The organism is Yoonia vestfoldensis DSM 16212 (assembly GCF_000382265.1).
In the GTDB taxonomy this organism is placed as follows: Bacteria; Pseudomonadota; Alphaproteobacteria; order Rhodobacterales; family Rhodobacteraceae; genus Yoonia; species Yoonia vestfoldensis.
This window is the reverse complement of sequence record NZ_KB907990.1, coordinates 56769-73793: the sequence shown is the minus strand read 5'-3', so window position 1 is coordinate 73793 and position 17025 is coordinate 56769. Positions and strand designations below refer to the sequence as shown.

The window sequence follows — 17025 nt, the reverse complement described above, 5'->3', positions numbered from 1 at the left end:
CAGCATCTCGGGTGCTCGGGTTGCGCGGGAACTGGATGCGCTTGTGCGTGTCTACGGGAAGCCAGGATGTATTGTCAGCGATAATGGCACGGAGTTCACCAGTCGAGCGATCCTGAAATGGGCCGGGGATAACGACGTGGATTGGCACTACATTGATCCCGGAAAACCCCAGCAGAATGGCTTCATCGAAAGCTTCAATGGCAGCCTGAGAGACGAGCTGCTGAATGAGGAGATCTTCGACACGTTAGACGATGCCGGCCGCAAACTGGCCCTCTGGCGATACGACTACAACAACGTCAGACCGCATTCATCGCTGGGCAACCAAACACCCGCTGACGCGCATCGAGCGCTTGCGCAATTTGAGGGCTCAGCGCACGACGCGCTTGCCCAAACTCACGACGAAGAATATGAAATCCAAACCCGCAAACTCTCGTTATGAATGAGGGAGCCTCGGGGGGCAGGTCAGGATAAAGCACCGGTTTCCCGGGAAACGACCGTGAAATTAGTGCCAAAAGAACCGATTTGTGCGAGGTGTAGAGCGTACCGTTTCCGCTAAGTCTCTGAAATATGATCGTAAAGCAATTTCCTTAGCTCAGCGCCTCACAAAACAGAGACCAGGTCGAGAAAAAAACTTTGCTCCGCCATAATACCCCAAAAGTCTTGGTATGATCGTGTCCGTCTGCGCCTGAGCGTGCCTGCACAAGACTGCCGATACTTTTTGTCATTCTCTCATCAGCGGAACAATCATCTTCCTCTTCGGGTTGCTTGACGACAGGCCACCGGACAATCGGTCCGGCGGCATTTCGTCTAATTCAAACGGAGTTGATCATGAAACATACGCTTTTGACATTGACGCTGACGGCGCAGCTTGCGGCGGGGGCCGCCTTGGCGCAGACCGCCGAGGTTCTCAACGATAGCACCAGCCAGACAAATGCGCCGGACCTGCAACCTGTTGCCTATGGCGGTGATTGGCCGCAGACCTTGGTGATGGCGATGTTCGCGCAGGACAGGCTGACGGTGCGGCCCGCAGAGGAGCTTGCGTTGCAATGGGCTACCCTTGAGCCCGAGGATCAGGACATCATCCGCCGCGATTGCGCCGACCTGCAACAATTGACCGAGGCGGATGACACCGCCACGGGTGCAGGCGCCGCACAAGACACGGCGCCTGCCGATGGTGTCACCGGATCGCAGGTCGAAGGCACAACCGGCGCGCCGGGCGCGACAGGCACAACCGGCAGCACCGCTGTGACGCCGTTCACCGCCGAGACAGCCCCGGAGGACGCGGGCCCTGCCATGGACGGCGACGATATGATGATGTCCGAAGACGATCCGTTGACCGACGTTCAGGTCACGATTGCGCAGATGGAAGAAATCTGCGGCGCGACGCAGGATCTTTGACCGAATGGGTTGCGGGCGCAGGCCCGCAGCCCGTCGTCCTTACCGTTTGTTTTGCAGATAGCCCCAGACCGACAACACGATCACGGCGCCGATTGCTGCCCCGATGATGCCGGCCGCCTGCCCCGTACCATAGAGCCCGAGCGTTTGCCCGATGAACGATGCGACAAAGGCCCCAGCAATGCCAAGCGCCGTTGTTCTGAGAAATCCGGACGGATGATTGTCGCCCGGCGTGACGGCCCTGGCGATCAGTCCCGCCACAAAGCCGATGATGATGATCCCGAGAATACCCATGATCTGTCCTGTTGCTGTTTGCTGCGCTGATCCAACGCGCGATTGTGCACGCCGTTCCCGTGGCGTGGCCGGTAGATGCCGGTTGTCGGTGTCATTCTCCCGCCTGCCGCAAATCCGCTATACATCCGCGCGGGGCTGGTCACTATGGACGTGAACCAGCACGGAGCCTGTTGATGTCCGCCGATCCCCTGTTGCAGCCTTACCAGTTGAAGCACCTGACGCTGCGCAACCGGATCATGACCACCAGCCATGAACCCGCCTATCCCGAGGACGGCATGCCCAAGGCGCGATATGCCGCCTATCACGCCGAGCGCGCTAAGGCGGGCGTTGCGCTGGCGATGACGGCGGGCTCGGCTGCGGTGTCGCGCGACAGCCCGCCGGTTTTCAACAACATCCTTGCCTACAAGGACGAGGTCGTGCCGTGGATCAGGCAATTGACCGACGCCTGCCACGACCATGGTTGCGCAGTGATGATCCAGTTGACGCATCTTGGCCGCCGGACGGGCTGGTCCAAGGGGGATTGGTTGCCCTCGGTGTCATCGTCCCGGCACCGCGAACCCGCGCACCGGGCCTTTCCGAAACTGGCCGAGGATTGGGATATCGCGCGGATCATCGCGGATTTCGCCGATGCGGCCGAGCGGATGCGGGCGGGCGGCATGGATGGAATAGAATTGCAGGTCTACGGCCACCTGCTCGACCAGTTCTGGTCGCCGCTGACCAATGATCTGGACGGGCCCTATGGGGGCCAGAGCCTTGAAAGCCGGATGCAATTGCTGCTCGATGTGCTCGCTGCCTGCCGTGCGCGCGTGGGCGATGATTTCATCATCGGCCTGCGCTACACGGCGGACGAGGCCGCCACGGGAGGTATCACCCCCGAAGAAGGGATCGCGATTTCCAAGCGCCTGGCCGACACCGGGATGGTCGATTTCCTGAACGTCATCAGAGGTCGTATCCATACCGACCCCGCGATGACCGACGTGATCCCGGTGCAGGGCATGAAAAGCGCGCCGCATCTGGATTTCGCGGGCGCGGTCAAACGGGCGACCGGCCTGCCGACGTTTCACGCCGCCCGCATCCCCGATGTGGCGACGGCCCGGCATGCTATTCAGGCGGGTCTTCTCGACATGGTCGGCATGACACGGGCGCATATGGCCGACCCGCATATCGTACGCAAGATCATCGAAGGCCGCGAGGATGACATCCGCCCCTGTGTGGGCGCCACCTATTGCCTTGACCGGATCTATCAGGCTGGCGAGGCGCTGTGCATCCACAACGCCGCGACAGGGCGCGAATTGTCGATGCCGCATGATATCGCCCCTGCCGCCATATCGCGCAAGGTCGTGGTCATCGGTGCCGGTCCTGCCGGGCTGGAGGCCGCGCGCGTCGCGGCCCTGCGCGGACATCATGTGACAGTGTTCGAGGCGCAACCCGACCCCGGCGGCCAGATCAGGCTGACCGCACGCAACCCCCGCCGGCGCGAGATGATCGGCATCGTCGACTGGCGCATGGCGCAATGCGCTGCACGCGACGTGACATTCCATTTCAACACCTGGGCCGAGGCGGATGACGTGACTGCCCTTGCGCCCGATGTGGTGATCGTGGCGACGGGCGGTCTGCCCAATACGCAACTATTCGAGCAGAAACAGGACAACCCGCTGGTGGTCAGTGCATGGGACATCATCTCGGGCGATGTGAAGCCGGGGCAGGATGTGCTGATTTATGACGAAAGCGGCGATCATCCAGGCCTGATGGCAGCCGAGGTCGCCGCCGACACCGGCGCAAGCGTCGAGGTGATGACACCTGACCGCACCTTTGCGCCCGAAATCATGGGGATGAACCTTGTGCCCTACATGCGCGCCTTGCAGGACAAGGACGTGACCTTTACCGTCACGCGCCGCCTGCTGGACGTCACCCGCGACGGCAACCGCCTGCGCGCGGTGATCGGAACCGATTACAGCGGCTTTACCAAGGAAAAGACCTATGATCAGATCGTGGTCAACTATGGAACGCTGCCGTTGGATGATCTTTACTTCGACCTCAAACCCCTGTCGCGCAACATGGGCGAGGTCGATCATGACGCGCTCATCGCCGGACGCGCGCAATCACTGGCGACCAATCCTGCCGGTGGGTTTCAGCTGTTCCGCATCGGGGATGCAGTCAGCGCGCGCAACACCCATGCCGCGATCTTTGACGCGCTGCGCTTGGTGAAAGATATCTAGGCAAGGTGGGCACAAGCCCACCCTCTGCCGCGTTTCTAGACCTTGTAGGACGGCAGATGTTGAAATGCCTCTTTCAAGGCATCGCCCCAACCGCTTGAAATCGCCTGATAAACGGTGTCATCCTCGTCAATGCGGATTGTGCGGCCTTCTGCGAAACTGTCCTTGTCATAGATTTGCAGATCAAAAGGCAGTCCCACGGACAGGTTCGATTTGACCGTGGAATCGAAAGACACCAGCAGCAGTTTCACCGCCTCTTCAAAGCTCATCGTCGGGTCGTAAGCACGCACGAGGATGGGCTTGCCGTATTTCGTCTCACCGATCTGGAAGAACGGGGTGTCCTGCGTGATCTCGATGAAATTGCCTTGCGGATAGACCAGAAAGATCGTGGGCAAACCGCCTTTGATCTGCCCGCCGACGATGGCGGAGGCCGCGAATTGTTCCGCCGAATGCTGACCGCTGAGACTGCTTTCGGCGATCACCTCTTTCAACGTGGCGCCGACCAGACGGGCGATCTGGAACATCGTCGCTTCGCGCAGGATACTGGGGTTGCGTTCCTCGGTCGTGACCGACCGTTCGCGCAGCAGGCTGACCATCGCCTGCGTGGTGGCCAGATTGCCCGCGGTCATGATCGTGATCATCCGCTCGCCCGGCACATGCCAGTGAAACATCTTCTTGCTGGTCGAAAAATTGTCGACGCCTGCATTGGTGCGGGTATCCGACATGAACACCAGCCCACGGTCTAGCTGCATTCCTATGCAATAGGTCATCCGGATAAGTCCTTAACGGGGGTGATCACACACCTACTGCTGAACCTGTAAAGATACAATCAACGTCTCGTTGGACGGGCCTTTGCGCATGCCCTTGACGGGGGCGGCACAACTCGCATCGCGACCAGTGGCGACGCGGACGTATTTTTCATCGGGCGCGACACCGTTGGAAACATCAAACCCGACCCAGCCAAGCCCCTCGATATGCGCCTCGGCCCAGGCATGGGCGGCATCCTGATCGACGATGTCGTTGATCATCAGATAACCCCCGACATAGCGCGCGGGCACGCCCCGCGTCCGCGCAGCAGAGATGAAGATCTGCGCATGGTCCTGACAGACACCGGCACCGATCTTGATCGCCTGTTCCGCCGTCGTATCGGCCCCCGTGACACCTGTGCGATACGGCAGCGCATCGCGGATGGCGTTGGACAGGTCATGCAGGGACGCCAGCGGGTCCTTCATCTTGCCCAAGGTGCGGGCGAATTCCCGCACCCCTGCCCCCGGTGCCGTCAGATGCGTCGATTGCGCAAAATGCCAAAGCGGCGCGCGGCCATAGACTGTGCCCAGCACGCCCGCCTTGTCATGGGTCGTGACATGGCCGCGCGCGGTGATGTCCACCGCCGTGGCCCCCGGTGTCACACTGACAAGATCGGTGTGGTTGCCGTAATGGTCCAGATAGCTTGCCTCGATCTGGCCGCCGATCACGTCGATCTGCCAGTCGTCCACGTCCTGCATCGTGTTCGTCAGCGGCCGCAGACGCAGTTTTTGCAGCGCGAAATCGACAGGCATGTCATAGGCATAACTGGTCTTGTGGCTGATCGTGAGTTGCATCAGTTGTTGAACCTGTAATCAATCTCGATCTGCATACCGATCGCCGCATTTTCCTGCAGGATCGATCCGACGAATTCGTGCAACCCCTCATCAAAGATCGACCCGATTTCGCGGTTTTTCAACCTTGCGTTCATCCGGTCGGCCAATTCATGCGATGGCTTCGCCTCGCCGTAATCCTTGGCCAGATGGCCCAGGTTCTTGATCAACTGTCCCGCGCAATGGCTAAGAGACCTTGGCATCCGGTCGTCGAGGATCAGGAAATCCGCAATGGCGGGGGCGGTGAAATCGTCCTCGACCGCCCAGCGGAACGACCTGTGCGCCGACACGGACCGCAGGATCGTTTCCCATTGTACGTTGTCCATCCGGCTGCCCACGAAGGACGGGGCGGGTAACAGCGCGTAGTATTTCACGTCGATGATCCGCGCCGTGCTGTCGATCCGTTCGATGAAGGTGCCGAGACGGCAGAAATCGAAGATGTCGTTGCGCAGCATCGTGCCGACGAGCGCGCCTCGCACGAGGGCTGATTGTTGCCTGATCGTGGCCAATACGGCGGGCAGTTCGGTTTCGGGGATCGGCTTTTTCAGTGCGTCCGTCAGCACCATCCAGGTCTCGTTGACCGCGGCCCAGACCTCTGTGGTCAGGGCGGTTCGCACCAGTCGCGCGTTGTCGCGCGCCGATTTTGTGACCGATAGAACCGAACTGGGGTTTTCCGCGTCGCGTAAAAGGAAGTTCACGACGTTGCCGCTGGTGTATTTGTCATGGCGCGCCTCGAAGGCGGATTGCGCGGCGGAGGTGATGATGACGGATTTCCATTCCGATTCCGCATCGTTCGAGCGCGTCAGCGCGATGCGAAACCCCGCCTCGATCAAGCGCGCGGTGTTTTCCGCCCGTTCCAGAAACCGGAACATCCAGTAAAGACCGCCTGCCGTTTTTCCCAACATGTCAGTCTTCCAATATCCAGGTGTCTTTCGTGCCGCCGCCCTGGCTGGAATTCACCACCAGCGACCCCGCCTTGAGCGCGACCCGCGTTAGCCCGCCCGGCGTGATGTTCACCCCCGCAGGCGACACCAGCGCAAAGGGGCGCAGGTCAACATGGCGCGGCGCGAGGCCTTTTTTGGTGAAGATCGGCACGGTGGACAGCGACAGCGTCGGCTGTGCGATGTAATTGCCGGGGTTCGCCTTGAGCTTGGCCGCAAAAGCCGCGATTTCTTTTTTGCTGGCAGCCGGGCCGACCAACATGCCGTAACCGCCCGACCCATGCACCTCTTTCACGACCAGATCGGCAAGGTTGTCGAGCACGTATTTCAGCGCATCGGGTTCGGAACAGCGGTGCGTTTCGACGTTCTTCAAGATCGCGCGTTCGCCCGTATAGAATTCAACGATATCAGGCATGTAGCTGTATATCGCCTTGTCATCGGCCACACCGGTGCCGGGTGCATTGGCGATGGTGATATTGCCTGCGCGATAGACATCCATGATCCCCGGCACCCCCAGCATCGAGCCGGGATTGAACGTCATCGGATCAAGGAAATCGTCATCCACCCTGCGATAGATCACGTCGATCCGGCGATAACCGCGTGTCGTGCGCATCGCGATATGGCCGTCGACGACCCGCAGATCGTGGCCTTCGACCAGTTCGACACCCATCTGGTCCGCCAGAAAGCTGTGTTCGAAATAGGCGGAGTTATGAATCCCCGGCGTCAGGACCGCCACGCAAGGCCGCCCGTCACAGGTCGATGGTGCTGAGGCTTCCAGCGACCGGCGCAGGGATTTGGGGTAATCGCTGACCGGCTTGACCTTGATCTTGCTGAAAAGCTCGGGAAACATCTGCAACATGGTTTCACGGTTTTCCAGCATGTAACTGACACCGGAAGGCGTGCGGGCGTTATCCTCGAGCACGTAAAAATCGTTCTCGCCGGTGCGCACGATGTCTGTGCCAACGATATGGGTGTAAACACCGCCCGGCGGGTTGAAATCCATCATTTGCGGCAGAAACGCCGCGTTCTTGGCGATCAACTCGATCGGGACGATCCCCGCTTTGAGGATTTCCTGACGGTTGTAGATGTCGTGCAGAAAGGCGTTGATCGCGCGCACCCGCTGTTCGATGCCGCGCGACAAACGCGTCCATTCGTTGCTGGACACGATCCGTGGCACAAGGTCGAACGGGATCAGCCGTTCCTCGGCGTCTGACTGGCCATAGACGTTGAAGGTGATGCCCGTTCGGCGAAAAAATGCTTCGGCCTCGGCGGCTTTCTTGGCCAGACGTGCCCGGTCCTGCGCGTTGAACCAAGCGTCATATCCTGTGTAAGGAGGGCGTGCGCCCGAGGCGCCCAGCATTTCATCGAAATGTTCGATCTGTTTATCCATGCGTCAAACCTACAAAATTCTGACCAGACTGCAATGGCTTCGCCGCGTGTGATTTATGCGGATCGGGGCAAATGCCTATTTTATAGGCGGAATTTGTCAGCGGCTGATGACCAGTTCGGCCTTGAGCCCGCCAAGGGCAGCGCTTTTGCCCAGCCGCAAGGCGCCGCCATGGCTACGCGCGACATCGGACACAATGGCGAGGCCCAAGCCGACGCCGCTGCCTTTGTCCTGATTGCGCGCCGGATCCAGCCGGACGAACGGGTTGACCGCGTCTTCATGCAGTTCCGGCGGGATGCCCGGCCCGTCATCTTCGACCCAGAAACGCACCGCGCGTTCCGTGACACTGACACCGACCAGCGCCCGGGTGCCATAGCGCAACGCATTGCCGACAAGATTGTCCAGCGCCCGCCGGATCGCCAGCGGGCGCAGATTGACGGCGGCCTCTGGTCCTTCGATCGCGGCAAGGCCCACGTTTTCGCCCATGCGCGCCGCATCGCGCAGCACGCTCCGCACGATCGCGGCGGGCACGATCTGTTCAAGGTTGTCCGCGGCGTCGCTGCGCGCGAAATCAAGAAAGGCGTCCAGCAGTTTCTGCATGTCGTCCACATCGCGCAACAGATCCGCCGCCTCTGCATCATCCAGCATCGACAGGCCAAGGCGCAGACGGGTCAGCGGCGTGCGCAAGTCATGGCTGACCCCCGACAGCATCATCGTGCGGCTTTGCGTCTGCCGTTCCAGCCGGTTGCGCATATCAAGAAAGGCCATGCCCGCCGCGCGCACCTCGACCGCGCCTGTGGGGGTGAACGGCGTGATCCGGCCTTTGCCATAATCGGCGGCCGCCTGTGCCATCCGCTTGATCGGGCGCAACTGGTTGCGCAGAAAGATATAGGCGACGACCGTCATCAGCGCGCCCATCACCACCATGATCACAAGCAATTGATGCGGATTGGATGCCGACATGCGCCTGCGCGAAAGATCCATTTCCAGCAACCCGTGGCGGGTCTGGACCCAAAGTGCGACGCGCCCACGATCTTCCAGCGACACCACCTGCACATCGTCGATCCCTGTGCGCAGGGTCTCGATCACGGTCGCACCCGTCAGGTCGACGAAAGGGTTGATGTCGGATGGTGGCGGTGTCGGCGCGGGCAAGGCCGTGCGGATCTGCAAAGCGTCGCCAAAGGGCGCAAGGGCTGTGCGGGCGGCTGCGGCTGTATCGGCATCGTTCGCGGTATCGATCAGGAATTGGAGGTCGATGTTGACCGCACTTGTCATCAGCTGTGTCACATCGTCAAAGTGGCGCTGGATGAACACGACGGATACGAGCAATTGCAGGAACACGACCGGAAACACAAGGATCAGCGCGGCCCGGGCATAAATCCCGCGCGGCATTGCGTTTTTGATCCAGCGAAATGTCATGGCGCGACGCTAGCGGGCATTGGCCGCGCCGAAAAGTGCCGATGATTATGGACGCTGCGGAATTCGCACCCCTCCCTGGTCAGGCCTTGGCCCTGCGCGATGATCTGGTGGTGGTACTGGCACCCAACCCGTCACCGATGACGGGACCGGGCACGAATACCTATCTGCTGGGTCGCGACCGTCTGGTCGTCATCGACCCCGGCCCCGCGATCCCCGCGCATCTGACAGCCGTGTTGCAGGCCATCGGCGGGCGCGTCGTGGACCATATCCTTGTGACGCACAGCCATCTGGACCATGCGGCCCTTGCCCCTGCGCTTGCCGCAGAAACCGGCGCAGCCGTCTGCGCCTATGGCGGTGCCACGACTGGTCGCAGTGCCGTGTTGGTGGCCCTTGTCGCGCGTGGCCTGACCGGTGGCGGCGAAGGGATCGACCACAATTTTGCGCCGGACAGGATGCTGGCGGATGGCGATGTGCTGGACGGCGACTGGGGGCGCATCACGGCGATCCACACGCCCGGCCATCTGGGCAACCATCTGTGTTTTCTGTGGGGTGATGGCCTGTTTTCCGGCGATCACGTGATGGGCTGGGCAAGCTCGCTTGTCTCGCCGCCCGATGGCGACCTGACCGATTTCATGGTCTCGTGCCGCAAACTCCAAGGTGTTTCCGCCGGGCAGTTCTATCCGGGGCACGGCGCGCCGGTCACTGATCCGCAGGCGCGTCTGACATGGTTGATCGCGCACCGATTGCAGCGCGAAGCGCAGATTATCGATGCGCTCACCGCAGGTCCTGCCACGCCGCAGGCGGTGACGGCACAGGTCTATCCGGATCTGTCTGCGCTGCTGGCCAAAGCGGCGGAACGCAACGTGCTGGCGCATCTGATCGACCTGCACACCCGCGGCATCGTGACCGCGGCACCGGCACCCGACGCAGAGGCCGTTTTCCGGCTTTCAAAACCTGTTTTGTCACCGCCACGAGGAATTTGAAAAACCCGCCAAATCGCTCTGGACGGGGCGGAATCACATTGCTATACGACCCCCATGTTCCGACGTAGCTCAGCGGTAGAGCAGTTGACTGTTAATCAATTGGTCGTAGGTTCGATCCCTACCGTCGGAGCCAAATATAACGATATTTGAACAGAAAAACCGCCCAATGGGCGGTTTTTTCGTATCTGCCAATGATAAAAAGGGTGCGGAGATCCGCACCCTTTTCTGTTTCAATCCGCCCGTCCCTGCACGAGTGGCGTCTTGCTGCCTGGCGTGATCGTGCGGTTGATCACGATCAGGCCGACAGCAATGCCAAGTCCGATCAGGTCCGTCATCAGTCCGCCAGAAATCATGCAAAGTGCCGCGATCAGCAGCCCCGCCCGCGTGAGTGGGCCCGCCGGTTTGCCCCAAAGCCAGGCCTGCACGGACGCGGCAAGAAAGAACACACCGATCAGCGCCGTCGTGAGCGCCTGCGCGATTTCGAGCCATGGCGCGTCCATCAAAAGCGCGCTGTTGTAGAAGAACATGAACGGTACGATGAAGGCCGCGAGCCCGATCTTGAACGACGCAAAAGACGTGGCCATCGGATCGGCACCGGAGATGCCCGCAGCGGCATAGCTGGCCAATGCCACAGGCGGCGTGATGGCCGACACGACGGCAAAGTAGAAGACAAAGAAATGCGCCGTCAACGGGTCGATCCCCAGCCGGATCAGGCCCGGTGCAACGACCGATGCCGCCACCGCATAGGCCGCTGTCGTCGGCATCCCCATCCCCAAAAGGATCGCAATCACCATGGCAAAGAACATCGCCAAAAGCTGGCTCACGCCGGCAAGGCCCAGCAGCAGGTTCGAGAACCGCGCGCCAACCCCGGTCAGAGAGATCACACCGACGATGATCCCCGCGCAGGCGCAGACCGCGATGATCTGTATCGACATGCTGCCCGCGATCTGGAACGCATAGGCGACGGACCGGGGTCCCATCCGGTAGGGTGTCAGCCAACTGACGACTGCAGCGGCCGCCGTGGCATAGGTGCCCGCACGAATGACCGAATACCCCGCGAACAAGGCCGCGATCAGGATGACGATGGGCAGGAACAGGAAAACCTGTTTCATCATCGCCTTGACCTTGGGCAGTTCCTCGGGCCGCATGCCTTTCATCCCGAGCCGGGCCGCCGACAGATCGACCATGAAATAGACCGAGGCGAAATAAAGGATCGACGGGATGATCGCGGCGATGGCGATTTCCTGATAGGGAATGCCCGTGATTTCGGCCATGATAAAGGCCCCTGCCCCCATGATCGGCGGCATGATCTGACCGCCGGTCGATGCTGCCGCCTCGATCGCGCCCGATGTTTTCTTGTCATAGCCGACCTTGTGCATCAGCGGGATGGTCAGGCTGCCGGTGGCAACGACGTTCCCTGCGGATGTGCCGTTGATCATCCCCATCAGCCCGGATGCGAAGATCGCAACCTTGGCCGGTCCGCCCCTTTGGCGTCCTGTCAGGGCGAAGGCGAAGTTGATGAAATATTCACCGACTTTCGACGCCTGCAGGAAGGCCGCGAAGATGATGAACAGAATGATATAGGTCGACGACACCGCCGTCGTCTGACCAAGGATACCGACATCCGTATAGACTTGGCTGAAGAACCGCTGCAACGCGATGCGCGGCGAATTCAACACGCCGGGCGCCAGATGGCCCAGCCAGACATAGACAAGGAACACCCCGGCGATGATCGGCAGCGCCAGACCCGTCACCCGCCGCGTTAGCTCCAGGATAAGCGCGGTACCCGCGATCCCTGCAAGCGAAATACCCAACGGCGCAAAGGACGTGCCCGTCGTCGCACGGATAGGGGTGTTGTAGATCGTCACCAGATAGCTTGCCACGGCAAGTGCCGCGACGACCAGCACCAGATCGGCCGGGTTGACCCGGTTGCGCGGGCGTTGATGTACCCAAGACAACACGATTGCGCCAAAGGTGGCCACGATCAGCGGAATACCGAACAGCCAGCGTTCATTGAACTGGATCGTCGCATCCATGCCGTTCCACAATGTACCCGATGCGATCAGGCTCTGGAACCAGAAGGTCACACCAAGCGAAAACAGCGCAGGGATCATCAGCGCATAGGCAACATAATTCAGCAGGCGGTCGCGCCCCGTGTCGGCCCTGTCGGCAAAGGATGTGCCTGAAAACATCAGGAACCCCAACGCGGTCGCACCGGCGATATGCACAGTGCGATAGGTCCAGGATTCCATCGGCAGCCGGGGCAGGAACGGCAGATTGACCAGCCCGCCCGTCATGTCGCGGATCGACAGCCCGTTCAATGCGGCGATGTGGAAAAAGGCATAGATCGCAAGGGCACCTGCGACCGCCCAATAGACCCAGCCGGTGTAAAGCCTGCGGTTATACTCAATGACTTCTTCGTCTGCACCCTGCCCGACCAGAGGCCCGGTGTCATCGTCCAGAACGCTGTCGTTTGAAATGTCGGCCTTGGCCATTGCGCATATCCCCCCTGACGCAGTACGGGGCCAAGCCCCGCAACGGAGGGCGCAATCACCCTGTCCGTCGGACAAGGGCCGGAGCATTGCGCGCCGGCCCTCATTTGTCTTATTGCTTGATCATATCCGCAGGAATGTCCGCACCGTTTTCGGTGAACCAGCGGGCGGCACCGGGGTGCCACGGGATCACGGTGTTCTTGTCCCAGTTCTCGAACACGGTCGTCGCAGCCGATGAATGGATCTGCATCATGCGTTCGTTGTCTTCCATGATCACACGGGTCGCTTCATAGACGAAGCTTTCCGGAAGATCGCAGTTCACGATGGCGAAGTTCCACATCGAGACCGCACGTGCGGGTTCTGTCAACGTGGAATAGGTGCCAGCGGGAATTTCGAAATTCGCGACCGGGAACATCTCGGTCATCATCGCCTGTTCTTCTTCGGTGAACTCGATGATGTTGACGTCATTGGACGCCTCGAGTTCGGCAACCTGCGGGATCGGCACACCGGCGGCAAAGCCAATCACGTCGATCAGACCATCCTGCATCTGGCCGCCCAGATCGTTCCAGCCGCCGTTGCGGCGTTCGAACTCGATACCCAGAGCGGTGAGCATTTCAGGGAAATACACATCCGCAGTGGCACCGGCGGGGCCGAAACCGATCCGCGATCCGGCGGGGATCTCGCTCAGCGAGGTGATGCCGGAACTGGCAAGGGCGACAGCGTGGAACGGCGTTTCATACATCGGGAAATGCGCGCAGACATTGGTCATTTCCAGACCCGGTGCCAGCGGGCTTTGGCCTGCGATGCTGACCTGTGCGGGGCCCATCGTCGTCATGCCCATCGCGGCCTCGCCGGTATGGACCAGCGCCATGTTCTGCATCGGGCCGCCGGTGACTTCGGCACCGCCGGTGACACCCAGCTCCTCGGAAATCAGGTTTGCATAACCGGACCCGTAGACAAAGAAAGTGCCGCCTTGCGATGCGGTGCCGACGGTAAAGCTGGATGGCCAGCCGGTCCGGTCGACCTCTTGGGCCACTGCGGGCAAGGCAGCGGCGATTGCAATGGCAGATGTGCCAAGAATAGATTTGATCATCGAATTCCTCCCAGATGATGAGGCCAGGTTGCGCAATGCCGAACCAACGGCGGCGACTGGCGTCTCGTTGTGCAAAAATAGCGTTTCGGACTGTAGTGTCAAACGGTTAAGCAGCAATCGCAGGGCTTTCTCGCGGGGATCGCGCAAGGGTTGCGGACGGGGCTGCCTTGCATACGTGCCCATCCGGTCTGTCGGGGTGAACCGGCCCGCCTGACATCAGCCGGATTACTGCTGCGCGCGGTGCGCCACGACAATTCGCGGGGGGCCGTGCTTACCTTGCTTCGATGGCTGAGATGTGCGCGATTGTCGTGAAGCGATGCCGCTGCCTGACGTGTTGCTGCGCGGCAATCATCAGCGGAGACGGTACGCCGCGTGCAGGATCAAAACCGGGAGAAAAAGTCAGTGTCTTCGCGGCGCAAGCGGATCTGATCAACCTGACGGTTGTGGGCGACCGATATTCGACAAGCCCGAAATCTGGCAGCGTGATCATGATCCCATCCGGGCAGCGGCCGACCTGTGGGCGGTAGATGGCGGGGGTATGATTTCGCCCGGCTGCGCCCCGACTGCCTGACATGGGCATCAAATCTGCGCGCCCGTGATCACAGGCCTGTCCAAGACGACCGTCACCCTTCGTGGTCACCAGCCTCGGGGTCGCACGGTGACGAGACTTCTGCGACATAGCTGCTGCCTTCGCTGCTGTTGCGACCACAATAGCCTCTGGGTCAAAAGTCCTGCCAGTCGTCCGATACAGCGGCCGCAGCGCGACCATAGGTTCCGTTCATGGCGGCGGGGCTGGTCCTGATCGCGGGGGATGCGGATTGCTGCTGGCCGCGCGGCGACTGAAAGACCATGACATTGTCGGCATTGCGGCGGAAGCCACCGCCGGATCCGGCGTCCTGCGTATCCAGGTGGAATCGCGCTACCAGATCGCTCAGGTTGCCTGCCTCGGCGTTCAGCGCATGGCTGCTCGCTGTTGCCTCTTCGACCATCGCCGCGTTCTGTTGGGTGACCTTGTCAAGTTGCGTAACGCCGATGTTGATTTCCGCAAGACCCGTCGATTGTTCCGCGGCCCCTGCTGCGATTTCCGACATCAGGCCGGAGATATGGCTGATGTGCTTGGCGATCCGTGTCAGCACTTCGCCGGCCTGTCCGACGAGGCCGACGCCACTGGCGACCTGATCGGAACTTCCCGCGATGAGCGTCTTGATCTGCTTGGCGGCTTCGGATGATCTTTGCGCCAGCGCGCGCACTTCAGACGCGACGACCGCGAATCCCCGGCCTGCATCCCCCGCGCGCGCGGCTTCGACCCCGGCGTTGAGCGCCAAAAGATTTGTCTGGAACGCGATGTCATCAATCACCCCGACAATCTGCGAGATCTCGTCGGATGATTTTTCGATCGCGGTCATGGCTGCGACCGCCTTGTGGACGACGGGTTCGCTTGCGTTCGCGTCCTGCTGGGCATTCGCGACGATCGATTCCACTTCGCGGGCGCCATCTGCAGCAGAGCGGACGCTTGCGGTCAATTCGTCCAGCGCCGCCGCCGTTTGTTCGAGGGTCGCGGCCTGATTTTCGGTGCGGCGCGACAGGTCGTCCGATGCGCTGCTCATTTCGAGAGCGCGTTCGCGGATACCGACAGCACTGGTGACAACCGATCCCACCGTCGCATTCAGATTTGCGACGGTACGGTTGTAGTCGATCCGCAATTGCTCATAGGACGGGTCGAAAGGCGTGTGAATCACTGCGGTCAAATCGCCATTGGCCAGTGCGACCATCCCTTTGCTCAGTTCCTCGACGACGCGTGCTTGTTCGGCTTGTACCTTTTTGCGTTCTTCTTCTGCGGCGTCCGAGGCACGCAGCTTGTCCCGAAAATCGACCAAGACATTTGCGAGCATGCCCATTTCATCGCCACGGTCGGTATCGGCCACAGCGAAATCATAGTCACGGCTCGCAACGCGCCCCATGCCTGCACGCAACCGATCCAGTGGGCGCACGACAGACCGCGCGGTCAGATATCCAAGAGATGCGGCAAATGTCATGACGACAGCGCTGATCAAGGCCATCTTGTTGCGCATGGCAATCACAGGCATCATCACTTCGGCGACGTCCATTTCACCGACCAGGCGCCATCTGCTTCCCAGCACGTCGACTTCGATGCTTTCGGCGATGACGGCTCGGCCGTTGATACCGACGACGTCACTTAGAAAAACCACACCGCCGGTCACCGCGGAAGTCACTTGCGGCAGCGCGCTGACATCCTGCAACGTCTGATGCCCGCCGTCGAAACGTGACGCGCTGCGTGTTTTTCCATCCGGGCCGACGATGTAGATCTCGCCGGTATCGCCCAGACCCACGGGCCTGTTCACGATGGTTTCAAGATGATCTGTCGGCAGTTGGACGGCATAGACGCCGACGACATCTCCGTCCACGTTAAGCACTTGTGTCGCGAGAAACGCCGCTGCGGACTCTCCGCTGCTGCCATAGGGCCCGAAATCAGCGAAATAGATCTCACCTGCCGTTCCGTCCCGCGCCGTGCGAAATGCCTGCGCAAGCCCGCTGTCCTGATAGATCCCTGAAACGAGATTGGTCGCGAAATCGGATTCCTTGGCAAAGGTGTAGACGACATCACCGGCCGTGTTGATGAGAAACACATCGTAGTAGCGCCCTGCATCGACAAGATTACGAAAAAAAGGGTGAAAGGCGCCATGTTGAAAATTATAGGGAACCGGCTCTGGCGCTTGATCCAACAGACCTTTCTGACCCACAGGATTGGGGTTGTTGGTGGTGTAGGCGGCCTGCAGGTCAGCGGCTGTCGTCATCAGCGTAAAGGATGACGACAACGCCTGTGTCGCATTGATCACGCTGGGCATGCGGACATAGGATATGACCTCTTTTTCGACCTCGTCGAGCCAGTTTTCCAAGGCGAGGCCGCGTTCGTCCGTCAGCACGTGAAAATTGCGCTTTGCCTCGTGCAGGGTGCTGTCGCGAAAATCGAGATACCCGAGCACCGCCACTGTCAGCGATGCGGCAAGGCTGATGCAAGCGATGACGACAGGCAGCTTGCGGGAAAGGGGGACAGAACTGAGATTGCGCATGAATAGCCTCTTGCACCGGGAATTCGGATCAGGGGCTTTATTGCCGACAGCGATTAAGAACCGCTTAAGCGCCGCA

General features: G+C 60.6%; 14 protein-coding genes and 1 tRNA gene. 5 read left to right on the top strand and 10 right to left on the bottom strand.

The features are described 5' to 3' along the window. Both H147_RS19960 and H147_RS21265 read left to right on the top strand, forming a co-directional pair. Positions 1-439, top strand: a 439-nt coding sequence (locus H147_RS19960; protein ID WP_019956422.1) for an IS3 family transposase, incomplete at its 5' end; no start/stop codon positions are given. Between the two features lie 389 nt (positions 440-828). Then, positions 829-1398 (top strand): hypothetical protein, encoded by a 570-nt coding sequence (locus H147_RS21265; RefSeq protein ID WP_019956421.1) that lies wholly within the window; start codon positions 829-831, stop codon positions 1396-1398. Between the two features lie 39 nt (positions 1399-1437). Here the strand turns inward: H147_RS21265 and H147_RS0116085 are convergent, their stop codons facing one another. Continuing rightward, entirely contained in the window at positions 1438-1689 is a 252-nt protein-coding gene (locus H147_RS0116085) for a GlsB/YeaQ/YmgE family stress response membrane protein (RefSeq protein ID WP_019956420.1), read from the bottom strand. 173 nt (positions 1690-1862) lie between these two features. Here H147_RS0116085 and H147_RS0116080 point away from each other — a divergent pair, with 173 nt between their 5' ends. Then, the gene (locus H147_RS0116080) at positions 1863-3908 is read left to right on the top strand and encodes an NADH:flavin oxidoreductase (protein ID WP_019956419.1); all 2046 of its coding nucleotides are present in this window, start codon (positions 1863-1865) and stop codon (positions 3906-3908) included. 35 nt (positions 3909-3943) lie between these two features. On the opposite strand, the gene H147_RS0116075 is transcribed toward H147_RS0116080, so the two are convergent. From H147_RS0116075 to H147_RS0116055, 5 genes are all read right to left on the bottom strand, one after another. Beyond that, positions 3944-4675, bottom strand: a complete 732-nt coding sequence (locus H147_RS0116075) for a proteasome-type protease (RefSeq protein ID WP_026352615.1) — start codon at positions 4673-4675, stop codon at positions 3944-3946. Between the two features lie 33 nt (positions 4676-4708). Continuing rightward, positions 4709-5506, bottom strand: a complete 798-nt coding sequence (locus H147_RS0116070; protein ID WP_019956417.1) for a transglutaminase family protein — start codon at positions 5504-5506, stop codon at positions 4709-4711. After that, the gene (locus tag H147_RS0116065) at positions 5506-6447 is read right to left on the bottom strand and encodes an alpha-E domain-containing protein (RefSeq protein WP_026352614.1); all 942 of its coding nucleotides are present in this window, start codon (positions 6445-6447) and stop codon (positions 5506-5508) included. The genes H147_RS0116070 and H147_RS0116065 overlap by 1 nt, the downstream gene beginning before the upstream one ends. A 1-nt stretch (position 6448) precedes the next feature. Beyond that, positions 6449-7873 carry a circularly permuted type 2 ATP-grasp protein gene (locus tag H147_RS0116060; RefSeq protein WP_019956415.1) on the bottom strand — a complete coding sequence of 475 codons (1425 nt, stop codon included), beginning with the start codon at positions 7871-7873 and terminating at the stop codon, positions 6449-6451. Between the two features lie 96 nt (positions 7874-7969). Continuing rightward, complete coding sequence (locus H147_RS0116055) at positions 7970-9289, bottom strand: ATP-binding protein (protein WP_019956414.1); 1320 nt, start codon at positions 9287-9289, stop codon at positions 7970-7972. A gap of 47 nt (positions 9290-9336) precedes the next feature. On the opposite strand from H147_RS0116055, the gene H147_RS0116050 reads away from it, so the two are divergent. Further along, positions 9337-10272: an MBL fold metallo-hydrolase gene (locus H147_RS0116050; RefSeq protein ID WP_019956413.1), complete on the top strand. Its 936-nt coding sequence runs from the start codon at positions 9337-9339 to the stop codon at positions 10270-10272. A 58-nt stretch (positions 10273-10330) separates the two neighbouring features. Then, positions 10331-10405 (top strand) — tRNA-Asn (locus H147_RS0116045). A 97-nt stretch (positions 10406-10502) separates the two neighbouring features. Here the strand turns inward: H147_RS0116045 and H147_RS0116040 are convergent. The 4 genes from H147_RS0116040 to H147_RS0116025 form a co-directional block, all read right to left on the bottom strand. After that, positions 10503-12767 carry a TRAP transporter permease gene (locus H147_RS0116040; RefSeq protein ID WP_019956412.1) on the bottom strand — a complete coding sequence of 755 codons (2265 nt, stop codon included), beginning with the start codon at positions 12765-12767 and terminating at the stop codon, positions 10503-10505. A gap of 109 nt (positions 12768-12876) precedes the next feature. Next, positions 12877-13857, bottom strand: a complete 981-nt coding sequence (locus tag H147_RS0116035) for a TAXI family TRAP transporter solute-binding subunit (RefSeq protein ID WP_019956411.1) — start codon at positions 13855-13857, stop codon at positions 12877-12879. A gap of 271 nt (positions 13858-14128) precedes the next feature. Then, on the bottom strand, positions 14129-14347 hold the full coding sequence (locus tag H147_RS21075; protein ID WP_162561698.1) for a hypothetical protein: 219 nt from the start codon (positions 14345-14347) through the stop codon (positions 14129-14131). 232 nt (positions 14348-14579) lie between these two features. Then, the gene (locus tag H147_RS0116025; RefSeq protein ID WP_019956409.1) at positions 14580-16949 is read right to left on the bottom strand and encodes a methyl-accepting chemotaxis protein; all 2370 of its coding nucleotides are present in this window, start codon (positions 16947-16949) and stop codon (positions 14580-14582) included. Positions 16950-17025 lie beyond the last annotated feature (76 nt).